This window comes from Brevibacillus reuszeri, from assembly GCF_001187725.1.
Lineage (GTDB): Bacteria > Bacillota > Bacilli > Brevibacillales > Brevibacillaceae > Brevibacillus > Brevibacillus reuszeri.
In genome coordinates, this window is sequence record NZ_LGIQ01000007.1 from 305,055 (window position 1) to 321,646 (window position 16,592).

At 47.4% G+C, this 16,592-nt stretch carries 16 protein-coding genes; 10 read left to right on the top strand and 6 right to left on the bottom strand.

The genetic code is table 11. From position 1 onward, the window contains the following. Window positions 1–13 precede the first annotated feature (13 nt). The 4 genes from ADS79_RS11170 (at window position 14) to ADS79_RS11185 (ending at window position 5,368) form a co-directional block, all read left to right on the top strand. Window positions 14–1,519, top strand: a complete 1,506-nt coding sequence (locus ADS79_RS11170; protein WP_141261030.1) for an ABC transporter permease — start codon at window positions 14–16, stop codon at window positions 1,517–1,519. Between the two features lie 3 nt (window positions 1,520–1,522). Next, on the top strand, window positions 1,523–2,506 hold the full coding sequence (locus ADS79_RS11175) for an ABC transporter ATP-binding protein (protein ID WP_049738488.1): 984 nt from the start codon (window positions 1,523–1,525) through the stop codon (window positions 2,504–2,506). Next, window positions 2,503–3,486, top strand: a complete 984-nt coding sequence (locus ADS79_RS11180) for an ABC transporter ATP-binding protein (RefSeq protein WP_049738489.1) — start codon at window positions 2,503–2,505, stop codon at window positions 3,484–3,486. Before ADS79_RS11175 ends, ADS79_RS11180 begins: the two co-directional genes overlap by 4 nt. 61 nt (window positions 3,487–3,547) lie before the next feature. Further along, window positions 3,548–5,368 (top strand): ABC transporter substrate-binding protein, encoded by a 1,821-nt coding sequence (locus ADS79_RS11185; protein WP_049738490.1) that lies wholly within the window; start codon window positions 3,548–3,550, stop codon window positions 5,366–5,368. A gap of 78 nt (window positions 5,369–5,446) precedes the next feature. Here the strand turns inward: ADS79_RS11185 and ADS79_RS11190 are convergent, their stop codons facing one another. Both ADS79_RS11190 and ADS79_RS11195 read right to left on the bottom strand, forming a co-directional pair. Next, window positions 5,447–6,886 carry an amidohydrolase gene (locus ADS79_RS11190; RefSeq protein ID WP_084765806.1) on the bottom strand — a complete coding sequence of 480 codons (1,440 nt, stop codon included), beginning with the start codon at window positions 6,884–6,886 and terminating at the stop codon, window positions 5,447–5,449. Window positions 6,887–7,024: 138 nt separating this feature from the next. Then, entirely contained in the window at window positions 7,025–7,528 is a 504-nt protein-coding gene (locus ADS79_RS11195) for a hypothetical protein (protein WP_049738491.1), read from the bottom strand. A gap of 63 nt (window positions 7,529–7,591) precedes the next feature. On the opposite strand from ADS79_RS11195, the gene ADS79_RS11200 reads away from it, so the two are divergent. Both ADS79_RS11200 and ADS79_RS11205 read left to right on the top strand, forming a co-directional pair. Then, entirely contained in the window at window positions 7,592–8,239 is a 648-nt protein-coding gene (locus ADS79_RS11200) for an MBL fold metallo-hydrolase (protein ID WP_049738492.1), read from the top strand. A gap of 94 nt (window positions 8,240–8,333) precedes the next feature. Further along, window positions 8,334–9,632: a CapA family protein gene (locus ADS79_RS11205; protein WP_049738493.1), complete on the top strand. Its 1,299-nt coding sequence runs from the start codon at window positions 8,334–8,336 to the stop codon at window positions 9,630–9,632. Between the two features lie 14 nt (window positions 9,633–9,646). On the opposite strand, the gene ADS79_RS11210 is transcribed toward ADS79_RS11205, so the two are convergent. After that, window positions 9,647–10,720 (bottom strand): coiled-coil domain-containing protein, encoded by a 1,074-nt coding sequence (locus tag ADS79_RS11210; RefSeq protein ID WP_049739057.1) that lies wholly within the window; start codon window positions 10,718–10,720, stop codon window positions 9,647–9,649. A gap of 133 nt (window positions 10,721–10,853) precedes the next feature. Between ADS79_RS11210 and ADS79_RS11215 the strand changes: the two genes are divergently transcribed. Further along, on the top strand, window positions 10,854–11,972 hold the full coding sequence (locus ADS79_RS11215; RefSeq protein ID WP_049738494.1) for a class I SAM-dependent methyltransferase: 1,119 nt from the start codon (window positions 10,854–10,856) through the stop codon (window positions 11,970–11,972). Between the two features lie 204 nt (window positions 11,973–12,176). On the opposite strand, the gene ADS79_RS11220 is transcribed toward ADS79_RS11215, so the two are convergent. Both ADS79_RS11220 and ADS79_RS11225 read right to left on the bottom strand, forming a co-directional pair. After that, a complete protein-coding gene (locus ADS79_RS11220) occupies window positions 12,177–12,443 on the bottom strand; it encodes a DUF2626 domain-containing protein (RefSeq protein WP_049738495.1) in 267 nt (88 codons plus the stop codon). A 144-nt stretch (window positions 12,444–12,587) separates the two neighbouring features. Beyond that, window positions 12,588–13,286 (bottom strand): helix-turn-helix transcriptional regulator, encoded by a 699-nt coding sequence (locus ADS79_RS11225; RefSeq protein WP_049739058.1) that lies wholly within the window; start codon window positions 13,284–13,286, stop codon window positions 12,588–12,590. A 455-nt stretch (window positions 13,287–13,741) separates the two neighbouring features. Here ADS79_RS11225 and ADS79_RS11230 point away from each other — a divergent pair, with 455 nt between their 5' ends. The 3 genes from ADS79_RS11230 to ADS79_RS11240 all read left to right on the top strand — a co-directional run bounded on the left by ADS79_RS11230 (window position 13,742) and on the right by ADS79_RS11240 (window position 15,755). Continuing rightward, the gene (locus ADS79_RS11230) at window positions 13,742–14,119 is read left to right on the top strand and encodes a Spx/MgsR family RNA polymerase-binding regulatory protein (protein WP_049738496.1); all 378 of its coding nucleotides are present in this window, start codon (window positions 13,742–13,744) and stop codon (window positions 14,117–14,119) included. A 96-nt stretch (window positions 14,120–14,215) separates the two neighbouring features. Further along, a complete protein-coding gene (locus tag ADS79_RS11235; protein ID WP_049738497.1) occupies window positions 14,216–14,974 on the top strand; it encodes an enoyl-CoA hydratase/isomerase family protein in 759 nt (252 codons plus the stop codon). Window positions 14,975–15,116: 142 nt separating this feature from the next. Beyond that, the gene (locus ADS79_RS11240) at window positions 15,117–15,755 is read left to right on the top strand and encodes an RsfA family transcriptional regulator (protein ID WP_049738498.1); all 639 of its coding nucleotides are present in this window, start codon (window positions 15,117–15,119) and stop codon (window positions 15,753–15,755) included. A gap of 172 nt (window positions 15,756–15,927) precedes the next feature. Here the strand turns inward: ADS79_RS11240 and ADS79_RS11245 are convergent, their stop codons facing one another. Then, a complete protein-coding gene (locus ADS79_RS11245) occupies window positions 15,928–16,395 on the bottom strand; it encodes an N-acetyltransferase (RefSeq protein WP_049738499.1) in 468 nt (155 codons plus the stop codon). Window positions 16,396–16,592 lie beyond the last annotated feature (197 nt).

Sequence of the window (16,592 nt, forward strand, 5' to 3'; positions counted from 1 at the left end):
AGCAGGTGCATGGATGAATACTCCCTATTTAAAACGAGAAACCAAACGGAAGCTAAAAGCGTTTCAGGAATACAAGCTTTCTAATTTTGCGGCGTCAGCCTCGATCGTCTTGGCCATTTTGTTTGGTTTCGCTGGCTATGATTTATTTGAGCAGACGGTATCGGTCCCTTTTTTGGTAGTGGCCGGCATTTACTTCGTGTTCGGATTGCACCAGCTACTCGTTTCCTTGAAAATCAGGAGCGATGTTTTGAAAGACAATGAAATCAGAGCTTCGACAAGAATTTTCGGGTTCTCGCTCATCGTCGCTTTGCTTGCAGGCAATATTTTAATCACGATTGCAGCCCTCGATATGCTCAAAAAGGAAAAATCAATCGAGTATACCTTATCGATCTACATGGCGCTGACGAACTTTTGTGTAATCCTGATCTCAGCCTTGAATCTTTTCAAGCCTTATGTGGCCGATCTGTTTTTACTTGGCATGGGAATTCTTTTCGCGATAAGTCTTCTGCACATTGTGGCGCTGGTTGTGATTGGTCTGTTTGTGAAAAAGGGGGAGGTACCAAGCAAATTACTGCCGCTTGCCTACCTGTTACTTCTCACATCGGTTACGGGCAATCTTTTTTCCTTGCTGCTGGGGCTTACACTGCTGCACAAAATCAGACATGGCAACAAAGAAGTGCTCGTCACATGGGTGGATATTGTGCGAAGGCTGTTTCGAAACGCGATGGCGACGCTTGGTCTCCTCTTTATTACCGTTTTGCTCTCTCTATCGATTTGCAGCTACTTCACTTTTGAATATTCGCTCGCGATCGAGAACAACTATTCAACGCTGTTGCTCTCGCCGAGCTTGGAGTATCCGTTTGGAACTGATGATTTTGGCAGATGTGTCTTTTCCAGAATCGTCTTCGGGGGAAGAATTTCACTGCTTGTTGGTATTTTGACGACATTAATCCCAGTAATCATAGGTGGATTATTAGGTACGGTATCGGGCTTTTATGGCAAATACATTGATAATTTCATCATGAGAGCGCTGGATATTTTATATGCAGTTCCTGGCATGCTGCTCGCTATCGCAATCGTGGCGGCTTTCGGGGCCAATACGACCAACCTGATCATCGCGCTCAGCATCGGATACATACCTACTTATGCGAGAACGATGAGGGCAACGGTTATGAGCGTATCGAACTTCGAGTTTATCGAAGCGGCGAGAGCTTGCGGGGCAAAGGATCATGCGATCATTTTCAAGCATATCATTCCGAATTCGCTGGCACCGATCATTGTCAAAGCCACACTGACGATCGGGATCGCCGTCATCTCCACCAGCAGCTTGAGCTACCTGGGACTTGGTGTCGAGCCTCATATTCCAGAGTGGGGCAACATCTTAAAAATCGGGAGCGCTTATCTCGAATCGAAATCATATCTGGCCGTTTATCCGGGAATCGCCATTATTTTAATGGTGCTGTCGTTTAACTTTTTTGGAGACGGACTGAGAGATGCCTTAGATCCAAAGCTGAAATAGAAAATGGGTGAGACAGTGGAAAACATACTCGAAATCAAAAACCTTCATGTCCATTACGTGACAGAAGACATTGTAGTAAAAGCAGTGAATGGTGTGAATCTTGAAATCAAAAAAGGAGATAGCTTGGGGATCGTCGGTGAAACAGGGGCAGGCAAAACGACAACGGCGCTCTCGATCATCCAGCTGATTCCAGACCCGCCGGGAATCATCGTAGACGGGGAGATTTTGTACAAAGGGAAGAACCTGATTCACAACACGGAAAAAGAAAACAAACAGTTGCGCGGCAATGGGATTTCTATGATCTTTCAAGACTCGATGACGGCGCTAAACCCGATTATGCGTGTCGGTGAACAACTGACAGAAGCGGTCATGACCCATAAAAAAGTTGGCAAAAAAGAAGCGAAAAGACAAGTCATCGAGCTGTTAGAAACCGTCGGGGTAAAAGCAGACCGCTACAGTGATTACCCGCATCAATTTTCCGGAGGTATGAAGCAGAGGGTACTGATTACGATGGCCTTGCTGTGCAATCCCGAGCTATTGATCGCAGATGAGCCTACCACCGCTTTGGATGTAACGATTCAGGCGCAAGTGCTTGAGCTGATGAAGCAGCTGCGCGAGCAATACAGCATGTCCTTGATTTTGATCAGTCACGATTTGGGAGTAGTCGCCCAGACCTGCAATCGGGTAGCGATCATGTACGCCGGGGAAATCGTCGAGATTGGGACTGTGCAAGAGGTTTACACCAATCCGAAGCATCCGTATACGATGGGGCTGTTTGAATCAATTCCAAAGCTGGAGGAAGACAAGGAGCTGCTCTATCAAATCGAAGGGAGTATGGCCAATCCCGCTGCTTTGCCTACAGGCTGCTTCTTTCACCCCAGATGCAAATACAAGGAGGACATTTGCGAGACGATTTCACCAGCATGGCAGGGAGAGGCGCATCTTTGCAAATGCCACTTCCAGGTAAGAGATGAGGTGAAAGCATGATCACGCAAAATCTGCTCGAAATCAGGCATGTTAAAAAGCATTTTTCGGTGCCAAAAGGCTTGCTGCATGCCGTAGATGACGTGTCATTTGCTGTAAAGCAAGGAGAAACGCTTGGAATCGTCGGGGAATCTGGCTGCGGGAAAAGCACTCTCGGCAGAGTCATCCTGCGCCTCCACGAGCCGACAGCAGGCAAAATCTTGTTTAAAGGAATGGACATCACGGCTTTTAGCAAAGAGGAAATGCGACAAATGAGGCAGCATATGCAAATCATTTTCCAGGACCCGTATGCTTCCCTGAACCCGCGAATGACCGTTTCACAGATTATGGAGGAGCCGTTGACCTTCTTTCGCATCTACAAGTCGGACAGGGAGCGAAAAGCTAAAGTAGCTGAGCTGATGGAGTTGATTGGACTGCCACAGAGTGCCAGCAATTCGTACCCGCATGAATTTGACGGAGGACGCAGGCAGCGGATTGTCATTGCCAGAGCGCTTGCGATCAATCCCAGCTTCATTGTTTGCGATGAGCCGGTCAGTGCACTGGACGTATCTGTTCAGGCGCAAATCCTTAATTTAATGGTGAAATTGCAAAAACAGCTCGGACTTACCTATATGTTCATTTCGCATGATTTGTCGGTCATAGGGCACATCTCCGATCATGTTGGGGTCATGTATCTGGGGCAGCTCATTGAAAAGGCACCGAAGCCTGCATTTTTCAAACGGCCACTGCATCCATACAGCATGGCGCTCCTATCGGCTATCCCTTCTGTCAATGTGCTGGAGAAGAAGGAGAAGATCATTTTGAAAGGGGAGATTTCCTCTCCGATTAATCCGCAGCGAGGCTGTCGTTTTGCACCAAGATGTCCTTTTGCAGAGAGTATCTGTCAAGAAAAAGATCCGGAATGGACAGAGGTTGAGGCAGAGCATTACGTGGCTTGCCATCGAGCGGTGGAGCTGGCAAAAGGGCTGATTCACTACCATTAATTCCTCATTTCTTTTTGAGTGGGTTATACATAGCGTCAGATAACGGACAGGAGGATTTTAGATGAAAAAAAGAGGATTATCCGCACTTTTGCTAAGTACGCTGCTTGTAGTAGGCGGATGCGAGGTTGCTTCGAAAAAGGATGTTGTCAAGGAGGAGAGCAAGGAGCCGAGTATTCAAAAGCCGGTAGAGATTGTGCTGCTCACGCAAAGCAGAGATGAAACAGATGCCAACGTCATTCGCGATCAGCTGTCCAAAGCCGGCTTTCAAGTCAAACTAAATCTGCAGCCTGATTTCGGTAGCTATACCGCGCAAGAAAAGGCAGGGAACTTTGACGTCGCCATCTCCAGCTGGACAACGGTAACCGGCAATCCAGACTACGCAGTTAGATCGTTGTTCAAAACGGGAGGCGACTATAACAAGGGGCCGATCAGTGATCCAGAGATTGACCAGCTAATTGATACAGCAGCCTCGCAAACCCCGGACGAATACAAAGCCACCTATGAAAAATTGGAGCAGCGTCTCGTTTTCGATAAGGCATATATCGCTCCGCTGTATGTTTCGTTAAAAAGCCAGGGGCTGAACCACACCGTGCTGAAGGAAAGCAGCGTTCGGTTGTCCAAATCCAGATCGATGGTATGGGAAGCAATTGATTTTGTAGACGAATCCAAGCGTGGGAAAGACCCATTGATTTTACAGCAAGCCATCTCCAGCCTGACTTCTCTGGACCCGATCAAAGGAAATGACGGTTCGATTAACATGTTAAATACGAATATGTATGTCCGTCTGGTGAATCTCACCGATGACGACAAAATTACGGCAGAGGGTGCGCTGTCTCACAACTACGCTATCGCAGAAGGGAATTCGGATTACTACTTCCTGCTTCGTGACGACATTACCTTCGCCAAAATCAAAGACAAGCTAGCGGTTGATTCGCAAGAGCGAGTAGGGGCAGAGGATGTTGTTTTTTCCTTGAACCGAGCGAAAAACAAGGATGCCGTACCAGATCATCGCACCTATAGCTTGCATGAGCATATTCAAAATGTCGAGATTGTGACGGACTTGAACGCCCTTACTTCGGCAAAACAATCCGGAGGCGGCGGTACGATCAAAGAGGCGCTTGAAAAGGGAGTAAAAGCACCGATCAGTGAACTTGCGAGCGAGAAGGCGAATGCTGACAACCAAGCTGGGAAATATCAAGTAGTGAAGCTTACGACCACAAAACCGTTCCCACAGGTGTTGAACTATTTGGCCCATCAATCGGCAGGGATTGTTTCCAAAAAGCAGGTAGAGAGCATCAATACGTTTGACGTAGCGAAATACGATGTGAACAAGGACATTACCTATGGGGATCAGGCGACGGTCACAGAAGGCGCTACGTATAACAATGCACTTGCCGCAAGCGGTCCGTATATTCTCTCTTATAAAAACGACTATGAAGCCGTCTTTTATAAAAACCCAGGCTATCGCAAAGGAACAGAGTTCGAACCGAAAATTTCCAAGCTGGTCGTACGCTTCATCAAGGATGCGGACAGCGCACTTGCTGCACTTCGCAGCGGGGAGATCCATGTCTATTACGGCATCCCTGAAACGAAGTTCGACTTGGTGAAAAATGACAGCAAGCTCAAGCTGCAAACGCTCGAAAGCAACGGGGTAGCGTATCTCTTGTTTAATCTGGAAAACAGAGAAGTATCCAAAAGCGAGGATTTGAGAAAAGCAGTCTTGTATGCAATCAATCAGGAGGAATTGATCAAAACGTATAATGACAATAAGTTCAAGGCTTCCTCGACACTTACGCCTTTGGTCAAAACGGGCTTGGAGCTAAAATCAGACTCAAACAAAGTGAAGGAATACTTGAAAAAGTATGCTGAGAGCAGCAAATAAGAAATCGTAAATTGTGATGACGTCAAAAGCAAAAAAAGCCTTTCCATCCGGTTATCCCGGCAGAAAGGCTTTTTGACTTTAGTTTTGTGGTTTCTTTTTGTGGAATTCCAATGTTTGCTCCACTTCTTTTACTTTGTTGTATACGTCGGTCATGTCTTTCAAATCTTTTTGATAATCATAGGTCTTGAGCGTTTTGTTTTCCACAATGATTTTCCCGTTGACGATCACATCGGTGACGTTTTGTGGACCGGCTGCATAAGCAATCGTTGCATATGGATCGTAGGTTGGGAATGTGTTTGGAGCATGGACGTCAACGATGATAATGTCCGCGAGCTTGCCTACTTCCAAGGAACCGATTTTGTCTCCAAGTCCGAGTGCCTTGGCTCCTCCGATAGTCGCCAGCTCCACGACCTTGCTCGGTGGCATCAGGCTTTGATCTCCGTTTACCAGTTTATGGACGCGAGCGGCGTATCCCATGGTTCCAAATACATCCATCGTGTTGGAGCTCATAGGTCCGTCTGTTCCCAGTCCCATTGCGACGCCTGCCTGATCGATCTTGATAGCAGGAGCTACACCTGTTGCACCCTTTGTATTGGCGATCGGATTGTGGGCAATGGTCGCACCTTTTTGTTTGATCAGTTGAATATCCTCATCCGAAATGTGGATGGCGTGCGCCAAAATGGTGTTATTGTCCAAAATGCCAATAGAGTCAAAATATTTGATGACCGAATCGGCTTTCACGCCAAACTTTTTCTCGATCCGCTGCGGCTCGTCGGCAAACTCAGCTGCGTGAATGATAAACGGTACTTTGTATTTGTCAGCCAGAGCCTTCGAAGCTTTGAGCATCTCAGGGCTCACTGTGTATGTAGCATGCGGCGCCACGGCAGGTACGATCAAATCACTGTTTTTATACTGCTTGATGAACTCTTCGGCATATTGAAGTCCACCATACGGCGTTGGAGCGTCTACGACCGGAGAGCTGATGACGGTTTCTCCCAGCACGCCTCTGATCCCGATAGTTTCCGTTGCCTTTGCAATTTCGTCTTCGTGATAGTACATATCGGAGTAGGTGGTCACTCCACCCATGGCCATTTCGATGGCCCCGTGGATGGACGCTTTATAGATCAGGTCACGGGAGAGGAGCTCGCCCTCTAGCGGGAAAAAGACCTCGAACAGTCTGTTTCCAACGCCTTCCTCTCCGATGCTGCGGAAAGCGACCATCGGCACGTGGTTATGGGAGTTAACCATGCCGGGCATCACGATATCCCCACCTGCATCCACAACCTTGGGTGCGCTGTATTCATCTGCCAGCTTTGCATCGCCAACGGCCACGATCTTGTTGTTCTTGACCACAATGGTTCCGTTGTCAAAGCGATCCTTCTTGCTGTTCATCGTCAAGACTTGTCCATTTTTGATGATGAGATCAGCACTTTTCTTCTCGACAGCATGGGTCGTTGAAAAAGTTGCCGAGGCAAGCGCCAGGGCCATTACAGATAATAAAGTCCATTTCTTTTTCATGTAGTTCCTCCAGCCTAAAAATTGTGTAGACTTTCATTGTAGCATGATTGATCTTCCTTAACATGAAAAATCTACCTTATTCCAGTTTTCGGCGTTGCCGATCACTTGGATTGCCCCCGCTGCCATTGCTTTGGCAGTTTACGATTCATGATGCAACCAGGTGAGGGGAATCTGATAAGCACGGACAATGCCTTCTGCAAGCTCTGCCAGATTCCTGTCGATGATATAGACAGGTGCCTCATCATCCGTTTGGGGAATCATTCCGAGCAAATGCTCTTGCAACTGTTCAATGGCTGCCCAGCGATCCTGTACCGAACCAGAGCCAGCTGTGAGGGTAAACATTGATACGATCTCGGCATAGAGGTACATGTTTTCATTTGGACTGATGAAGCCGGAATCATCTAGATGGGCAAGCTCGGCGGATGCGGGAAGAAGCAGGAGAGAAAAGACATCGCCCAGCATCGAGGATTTTGTTAGAATGGCTTCCAGCTTTTCGCGCTCTTCCGTTGTTTCGACGATAAAAAGCAGTTTATCCCGGTCAAAGACATTGACATGATCCCCGATTTTATGTATGACTTGAGCATAGAAGCCGGGCAGTTTGCCAGCCGGCACGTGTAGTTCCACACCGTACATATGGCGCATATACTATTCACCTCGTAAAAACGTCAATTTACTCTATCGTATCAAAAAATCAGGGAGGTTCCTATGAGCGACCAACAACTCACTATTCAATCCTTTGCACTGGGAGGATTTCAGACGAATGCTTATGTCCTGACCAATCCGCAAACCAATGAGACGATTGTCATCGACCCGGGAATGGAACCGGCAAATCTGCTGCAAGCCCTTGCGGGGAAACAGGTCGTAGCCATTTTATTGACTCATGCCCATCTCGATCACATCGGTGGACTCAATCAAGTAAGAGAGCTGACAAAAGCTCCTGTCTATATTCATCCACTTGAGCAAGAGTGGCTGACAAACCCGGATTTGAACGGTTCGAGCCGCTGGAATCTGCCAGAGCCAATCGTTTGCCAGCGGGCTGAGCATGAGCTTGTGGATGAACAAACTCTTGAGCTGGCTGGCTTGACGATTCGTGTCCTGCACACACCAGGCCATTCACCTGGAAGCTGTTCATTTGTCATCGGACAGCATTGCTTCGGAGGCGACGTCTTGTTCGCGCAAAGCATCGGACGTACTGATTTGCCGGGTGGCGATTATGAAACATTAATGATGAGCATTCAGGACAAACTGTTTGAACTGGACGATGAGACAATCGTATATCCGGGACATGGACCAAAAACGACTATTGATTCCGAGAAAACGTTTAATCCGTTTGTGACAGGGCTGTTACGCTAGGCCGTTTGTGGGGATTCTTTTGGCATAGAAGAGAGGATATCGCAGACAGGCGCCGAAAGAGGTAGGGGTCACACCAAAAAAGGAGCTACGAGTTATGAAGAAAAAATGGTGTTTATGGGCGCTCGTTGCTGCGCTTGGGTGCACCAGTGTAGCTGGCTGTGTTCCGCCGGCTGCCAAAAAGGAACAGCTCTCCACAACTCCTGCTCAAAACGTACCCCCGTCATCTGATTCTGCACCGTCTGCGCAGTCCGATCCGCAAACACAGACGAGTACAGGAGAGAGCACTGGGGAGCAGACGACAACACCTGTCGAGCCTCCATCCCGTTTTCCTGAACAACGCATCACGGTCATGGCCGTTGGCGATATCATGGTTCATCAGGAGCAGATGGACGCAGCATGGAATCCCACAACAAAAACGTATGATTTCAGACCTTTCTTTACTCATGTAGAGCCGCTGTTCAAGGAAGCGGACTGGGTGATTGGAAATTTGGAAACAACCATGAGCGGAAGTGGAGCAGGGTACTCCGGGTATCCCATGTTCAATTCACCAGAGTCCCTTGCCCCGACTTTAAAAGAGGTTGGCTTTACGGCTGTATCTACCGCGAACAATCACTCATTGGATCGTAGCGAGCAGGGCGTTCTGAAGACAATCAAATATCTGGATCAAGCTGGTATCTTACACACAGGTACTTTTTCCAGTCCAGAGGAGCGCGACGAGCCATTGCTGCTCCATAAAGATGGTTTTACCCTTGGGCTTGTCTCCTACACCTACGGCACGAACGGGATTCCTATCCCAGCAGGCAAAGATTATCTCATTAATCTAATTTCACCAGAGTTAATCAAAAAAGACATCGCGCGGGCAAGGGAAAAGGGTGCTGATCTTGTGGCGGTAGCCCTACATTTCGGGGAAGAGTATCAACGCTTTCCAAACGACTCGCAAAAGAAGATAGCAGAGCTTTGTCTCACCTATGGTGCCGATCTGATTCTAGGCGCTCATCCGCATGTCGTACAACCCTATGAGTGGAAAACCGTCACACTGGAGGATGGCCGTCAGCATCGAGGCTTAATCACCTATTCTCTCGGCAATTTCATTTCTGCACAACGCTGGGATTACAAGGATGTGGGAGCGATTCTCCAGCTTACCTTGCACAAAAGTGAAGCAGGGGAAGCAAGCATTGAACAGGCAGAAATGATTCCGACTTACGTTTATTTTTACCGCAAGAATGGCAAGCGTAATTATGTCATTTATCCGATTCCTCAAACACTCGCAAGGCTCCAGAACAACGAGAAGTTCCCAACCTTGACGAAGGAAGCCATCAACTACATGAAGCAATTGCAAAAAGAGATGCCGCAGCACGTAAACACGATTGTTTCCAAGAAAAAAGCCAGCTGACAAATGAGCTGGCCTTATTTCTTTCCAAATCCGAATGGAAGATTCAGTTTTAGCTGTAGCTTTAATTCCTCATTGAGCATCGTGATTCCCTCTACCTGAATGTTTGGGGAGATCAGCTCCGGATAAAAACCAAGATCGTATGTCTTTTCCATTTCCTCGATAGTAGACGGAGGCAAGGCGAATCCGTCAAATGCTAGTTCGGTAATGTGAAATTTCAACTGAGAAGGGGAGACGAGCTCGTATTCGCCGACAAGTCGAAGCTGCATATGATCGTAGGTGCCGTCGACAGTTAATTTGTTATCTTCAAAAGAGAAGTGTGATTGCTTGAACAGCTCGTCTTTTGTTATCAAAAACTGGTTAAATTCATCCTGCTTGATGGTCAAGGTGTGCGAGAAAAGACCATCAGATTGGATGCGATCCGGTGTAGCGAGCTCTGGCACTTGAACCATGACCTTGGCCAGCATCCCGAAAAACGTTTGGAAGGCAGGCAAGCCGCGCTTTTCCCAATCTGCAATAAGATGATCCATGAGTGCCTCAACTGTCGTCGGGTCGTCCAGCTTTTGCACATTCTTTTCCTTTTCAGCCTGGATTGCAAGCATCTCGGCCAATTGTGCCTCGTATTTTTGGCGGGTATCCCGGAGGAGCGTCAGGCGGCCTTGCTTGTCAGCCTGAAGTGCGGTCAATTTGGTCCGTTCTGCCTGGAAGGCTTCCAAACGTTTGATATCATGCTCGTATAAAATCTGGATAAAATCAAACATTAGCAGAAACTCATTGAAATTTTCTGCATTTAACAATAGGGTCAGAAGATTGGCACGTTCACCTGTGTAGTAGGCTCTGGCCACTTCACCTGCATGTCGCTGCATGGCTTCTATCACAAGCTTTTGGCGCTGCAGATCAAGATCAATCCGTGCAATCTCCCCGTAAGTCCGTGTTTCTTCCGCCTTGATCAAGGTGAGTGTACGCTCCAATTCTTTTTGCGTGAAATGCTGCTGCAAGATCAGCTGCTCCAAAGGAATGGACGTCTCTTCCTGAGCGAATACAGTCAATGGACATACGAGAAGGAACAGGATGAGCAGAAATTTGCGCATATTTTCACCTTTTGCCTTCATGATGGGAACTAGTCTCGAGAACCCCTTATCTCATGATCTCTTTCACATTGTATGACTTCTTTTCGTATTATAGCCTTAATAGCTTGAATTTGGATAGCAGGAGAAGAGCCCAATGGACTTGAACACGCTGATTCGAGAGGAAATACAGAAGCAACCCGAGAAGGCCATTCCATTTTCGCGCTATATGGAGCTGGCACTCTACCACCCTTCTTTTGGCTACTACATGTCAGACAAGCCCAAGGTAGGAAAAGAAGGAGACTTTTATACGAGCGCGTCCGTTCACCCTGTATTTGCTGAGACATTGGCAGATGCCGTAATCGATATGTGCCGGGCAGGTAATATGCCTGCTCCCACGCTGGTAGAAATCGGTGGGGGGACAGGGGCGCAATGCAGACACATGCTGGATCGGATTCGTGACGCCGCGCCGGAGCTGTACGAGACCTTGACTGTTATGATGATCGAAGCGAGTCCTTATCATCGCGAGGTCCAAAGGGAAGCGCTCCAGGAGCATGAGGTGTCCAAACAATGGTTTTCGTCCCTGGAGGAAGCAGCGGAGCAGGTAAGGATCGAAGGAGTCATTTTGTCGAACGAATGGCTGGACGCTTTTCCTGTTCATATCGCAGAAAAAGCAAAGGGCGGATGGCAGGAGGTTTGGGTTACGGAACGAGGGGGCGAGTTTGTAGAGGTTTGCAGAAAGGTAACACCTGAGCTGGCACCTTATCTGGAAGCATTGGACAGGAAGCTCCCCGTTGGCATGCGAATCGAGGTGAATCTGGAGCTGGAAAAGGCAGCGCAGGATGTTTCGCGACTTCTGAAAAAGGGGTTTGTAGTGACAATCGATTACGGCGACCTGAAGGAGGAGCTGTATCATCAAAGCCGCAAGCAAGGAACGCTCATGTGTTATTATCGTCACGTGGCACATGACAATCCTTTTATTCATACAGGAGAGCAGGACATTACGGCACATGTCAACTTTTCAGACTGGAGTACATACGGCGTGCAGGCAGGTCTGCGAGAATGGGCGTACATGCGCCAGGATCGCTTTTTAATGCGCAACGGACTACTAGAAAAGGCAGTGTCCCACATGGATACGGATCCATTTCGAAGCCCTGCGATGAAGCGAAACCGCGCGATTCAGCAATTGATTGACCCGGCAGGATTAGGGGGGAAATTCCGGGTCATGGTCCAAGCCAAGGAAATAGACGAGCAGACTATTCTGCGCTTTCGCTAGCTGTAAATAAAAAAGCCCGCTGTATTCCTTGCGTGGGTTCTGGACAAAACGGTTATGCAATAGACAAAAAAGATGCTCCCGAGAAGAGCATCTTTTTTTCTTAACGTATAAGACTTAATAAGCACGCGGCTTATTAAGTCTGGAGCGCATGACAAGGTACCTCAGCGTCCGCTCCTCCTTGAGAAAGCTTCGATAAAGGTTTTCTTACAAGATCATTTGCAAGAAAGCGTGTTCTTGTGGTCCTACTGGCATCACGAAGAACGTATAGTACGTGAATCCTACGAAAGATACGAACATGAAGCCGAAGAAGATGTTTAAGTACGTTCGTTCAGTCAAGCTCATATAGCTCAGAGCTACGAAGAATGCAGTCAAACCGAAGAAGATGAGCGACATTGGGTACAAACCGCCCCAGAACGCCATCAGCGCGATTACGATGGTCCAGAAACCAAGAACGCGATACATACGATCCATTTTTGTCCCCCCTTTTTGCATAGAACGGTAAGATTTACAAGATTCCTACCCCATTATATAGGACGGGCGAATGTGTGTAAACGGTTAAGGTATGACGTATTTTTGTCATCACGACAGCCTATGACGTCTTTTTTGTCTTCCTTATCAGTATTGAATCACCGTATAGTTGCATGACCTACATCCACCAAGCATGGACTCGTCCTCACGTAATTCAATTTTCCCCAAGTACGTTTCGAATATTCCCATCAAAAGGGCGTTGTGCATATGGCATACAGAACTTGTATATTTTTTGGCTGAATCAGAAAACGTGCAGTTGTTTACACGGAAGCGTAGCTTGCCATCTGATAATACCTCGATGTCAGGTTTCAATCCTTGTGCAACGACAAGGCGATGAATCAAACTCAGCTTTTCATCCATAGTGGCCGTTTTTAACAGAATTCCGCTTTGGGCAACCGCCCGTTTTGCCATCTCTGTACCGATACGATGTCCCATATTAATCAAAGCGGCTTTACCCGCTTCGCCTAGCGAGAGCAGACTTTCAATCGCGATGTCGGCCAGAAGCTGATAGTCACGGGGTGGAAACTGTAGACTCACGACTTGGTCAGACAGTGAGTACAATCGACTGGGTCGTCCACCTTTGCCACTTTTGTCCGTAACGGCTGTAAGCAAATGGACATCCTCCAGTTTGGTTAAATGCAGCCTAGCCACATTGGGATGGATCGAAAAGTGGTCAGCTACTTCCTGGACAGTGATTGGGTCTTTGCTGTATGCGACGAATTGGTAAATGGAAAAACGGGTGGGGTCAGCTAAAGCACTGGTCAACTTATGTGCATCGTAATCCATGCTTGGTACCCCCTTCTTCAACGTATAAGAATTCATAAGCGGTCGCTTATGAATTCTGGAGCGCATAAAAACCAACCGCTGAAACGCGGTCGCTCCTCTTTGAAAAGGCTTATGAATTCCGGAGCGCATGTAAACCGTCCGCTAAATGCGGTCGCTCCTCCTTGAGGAAGCCTCGATAGAGGTTTTCATAAGACAAATCATAATAAGTGTATCCGATTTTCCTTAGATTGTTAAGGTCGGAGTGTGCAAGAGCAGAAGAGATAAGTAATTTTCGCCTAGTTTTTAGATTAACTACTATTGACATAGTGTTAATAACACATTTATAATCCGAATTAAAGAAGGTTTTTTTATTAGCTAACTTTTTGGAAGTGCATGTTGCCAACATAAAGAATCCTTTTTAGCAACACCTGTAATAAATCAACCGATATTGTATAGATGAGACGGAGGGGTAACCGATGGCAGTTGCTGAACGTACACATACTCAAAAATTAACGTTTTTCACGTATCCGAGCTGCACATCCTGTCGGAAAGCCAAGGCATGGCTTTCAGAGAACGGAGTGAATTACGAAGAGCGTCATTTATTCAAAAATCCACCAACAGCAGAAGAGCTGCTTGATATCATTAAAATGACTTCGAATGGACTGGATGAGATTCTGTCCACGAGAAGCCAGCGTTTCAAAAACCTCGATGTAGACATCAACGACATGTCTGTAAAAGAGCTGTTGGAAATGCTGAGTGAAGAGCCGCAGCTTCTCAAACGCCCGATTCTCACGGACGGCGAGAATCTGATTGTAGGCTTTAATTCATCCGCAATGAAAAATTTGCTGTCTTAAAGAAGAGGGGGCTGATGGCCTCTTCTTTTTCTCATTTTCCCCTTTTGGCGGTAAAATAAAGGTAAATCAGATGGATGAAAAGGTTGGGGAGCCAAAATGGAAACGTTATACATAACCAAGAACGAGGGCATCGCTACAGTTACGCTTAATCGCCCGGAGGTACATAATGCGATCAGTGTGGAGCTGGTCGATGAACTGCTTGCTACCTTACAGGAATGCGCTGAAGATGAAAGCATCAAAGTCCTGATTATCACGGGCACAGGTAGAAGCTTTGTCTCTGGCGGAGACTTGAACCAGTTCATCGCAGCCAGGGGATACGAACAGGCGCATCCACTTTTGAGCAAGGTGGGGGCTCTTTTGTCTACGATTGATCAATACGCAAAGCCAGTTATCGCGATGGTCAATGGGGCTGCTGTTGGTGGAGGCTGTGAATTCGCGGGGGCTTGCCACTTTCGTTTTGCCAGCGAGAAGGCGTCATTCGGATTTGTACAAATCAGCATGCACATCACGACTGGATGGGGCGGAGGAAGTCGTTTGTTGGATACATTGCCCGAGTCCAAGGCGTTGGCTTTGCTTTTAACTGGCGAACGCTTGTCTGCCGAGGAGGCCAAGACATATGGCTTCGTGGATGAGGTACATTCCGCTGACCAGTTGGAGGAGCATGTCCTTCGTTTTGCCCGCAAGATCGCTGCACAGCCGCTCATCGGAATTGTGGCTTATATGCGAATTTTGCAGTGGAGACGGGCGGGCTTGCCACAATCAGAACGGATTGCTAAAGAAATTGAGCAATGTGCCGGAATATGGGGCAGTGATGCACATGTAGCCGTGGTGGAAAAGTTTCTCACCAAAAGGTAGCGACTTGCCGCGAAAGGTTTCTCCCGTTTAAACATTTATTCGCTTGGACATACTTTTTCTAGTAGAAAGCGATTCTACAAGAGTAGGGAAAAGCATAGGATGAACTACATCATCCTTTTTAAAGGTAACGGGAGGGACTCATATGGTAGCTTCCAGACAAGACGCATGGACCGAAGATGACGATCTAGTGTTGGCGGAAGTCACCTTGCGCCACATACGCGAGGGCGGTACACAGCTTGCCGCATTTGAAGAAGTGGGTCAAAGGTTGGGAAGGACTGCGGCTGCGTGCGGCTTCCGATGGAACAGCTGCGTTCGCAAGCGATATGATGCCGCGATTTCCATTGCCAAAAGCCAAAGACAGCAATTGAAAAAAATGGGCAGGGTTGCTCCTGCACAAGGCACTCCGGAAGTAGAGGCTGTTGCATTGCCTCCGAAGCGGCAAGCACCAGTTACAGGCGAAGTATCCAAACAAACCGATGATGAAGAGCAGCAGATCGAATCAGTTATTCGGATGCTGGTCAACCAAAAAGAATTGTCCCGTCGTTTGAGGCAGCTGGAACAAGAGTTGGAAGGAAAAGAATTGGAAATAAAAGAATTGACAGAAGCTCATGCAAAGGCAAGAAGAGAGCTTGAACAGGTGCGCGGAGTTAATGATGACTACCGTGCGTTGGTGCAAATTATGGAGCGCGCACGCAAGCTAGCCTTTTTGCAAGAAGAAGATTCGTCCAAAGCAATCTTTAAGATGGATGAAAACGGGAATTTGGAGCGAGTGGAAAAGTAGAGGGCGCTGTTGCCTACATAAAAAACCTCTATCGAGGCTTGCTCACGGAAGGGCGACCACGTTTTCGTGGAAGCTTGCTATGCGCTTGGGCCCGAATGCTTGTCATTTCTTACACACGTAAAAAAGAAGCGGTTTTCGCCGCTTCTTTTTGTCTTTTCATATAAGGGGAGCGCTAGTCTTGCAGTCCAACGTTCTCGGGCAGCCAAACGTATGGGTTTTCACCACGATCGCGCATAGGGTTGTACTTTACAGGTGTGAAGCCCATATTCAGCCAGAATTGGTCGGCGCGGCAACGAGAGTTTGTCTTGATTGGTGCGCCAAAGCTTTTCGCGTGGTTAACCAGAGCTGTTCCGTAATCCTTGTCACGGTAATCAGGCAGGACTTCAAGCTTCCACAGCTCATAATAATCCTGTGTAGGCTGGAAATAACGATCGTATTTCCCGTCAATTTTGTAGAGGCTCATCCGCGCTACCAAAAGATCGTTGTCGTAAATACCATAAAAAGGAGATTCCGAATCGTTTTCCACGATGTTCGCCTCCAGGTCTTCCTTCATCGAAAGCTCCTCCAGGCCAAATTCGCGAAACTTCTGGAATTCCTCCAGCGTCTTGTAGTTGATTTGCAAACGTTTTACCTCAAACATAGGTTAGCCACTCCTCTCACAGCTCTTTACCCGGGCCACCATTAGGCCACTCGTACCTATTATACACCATAAATCTTCTTTCCGTAGAGTTTTTATTAAATCGACGCTATAAAAAGCGACAACGGAGGGCTTCATCAAGAAATATTTTCACTCCCTTGGGAAAATTTTAAAATTTCAGCCTAGAACTCTTTTCAATC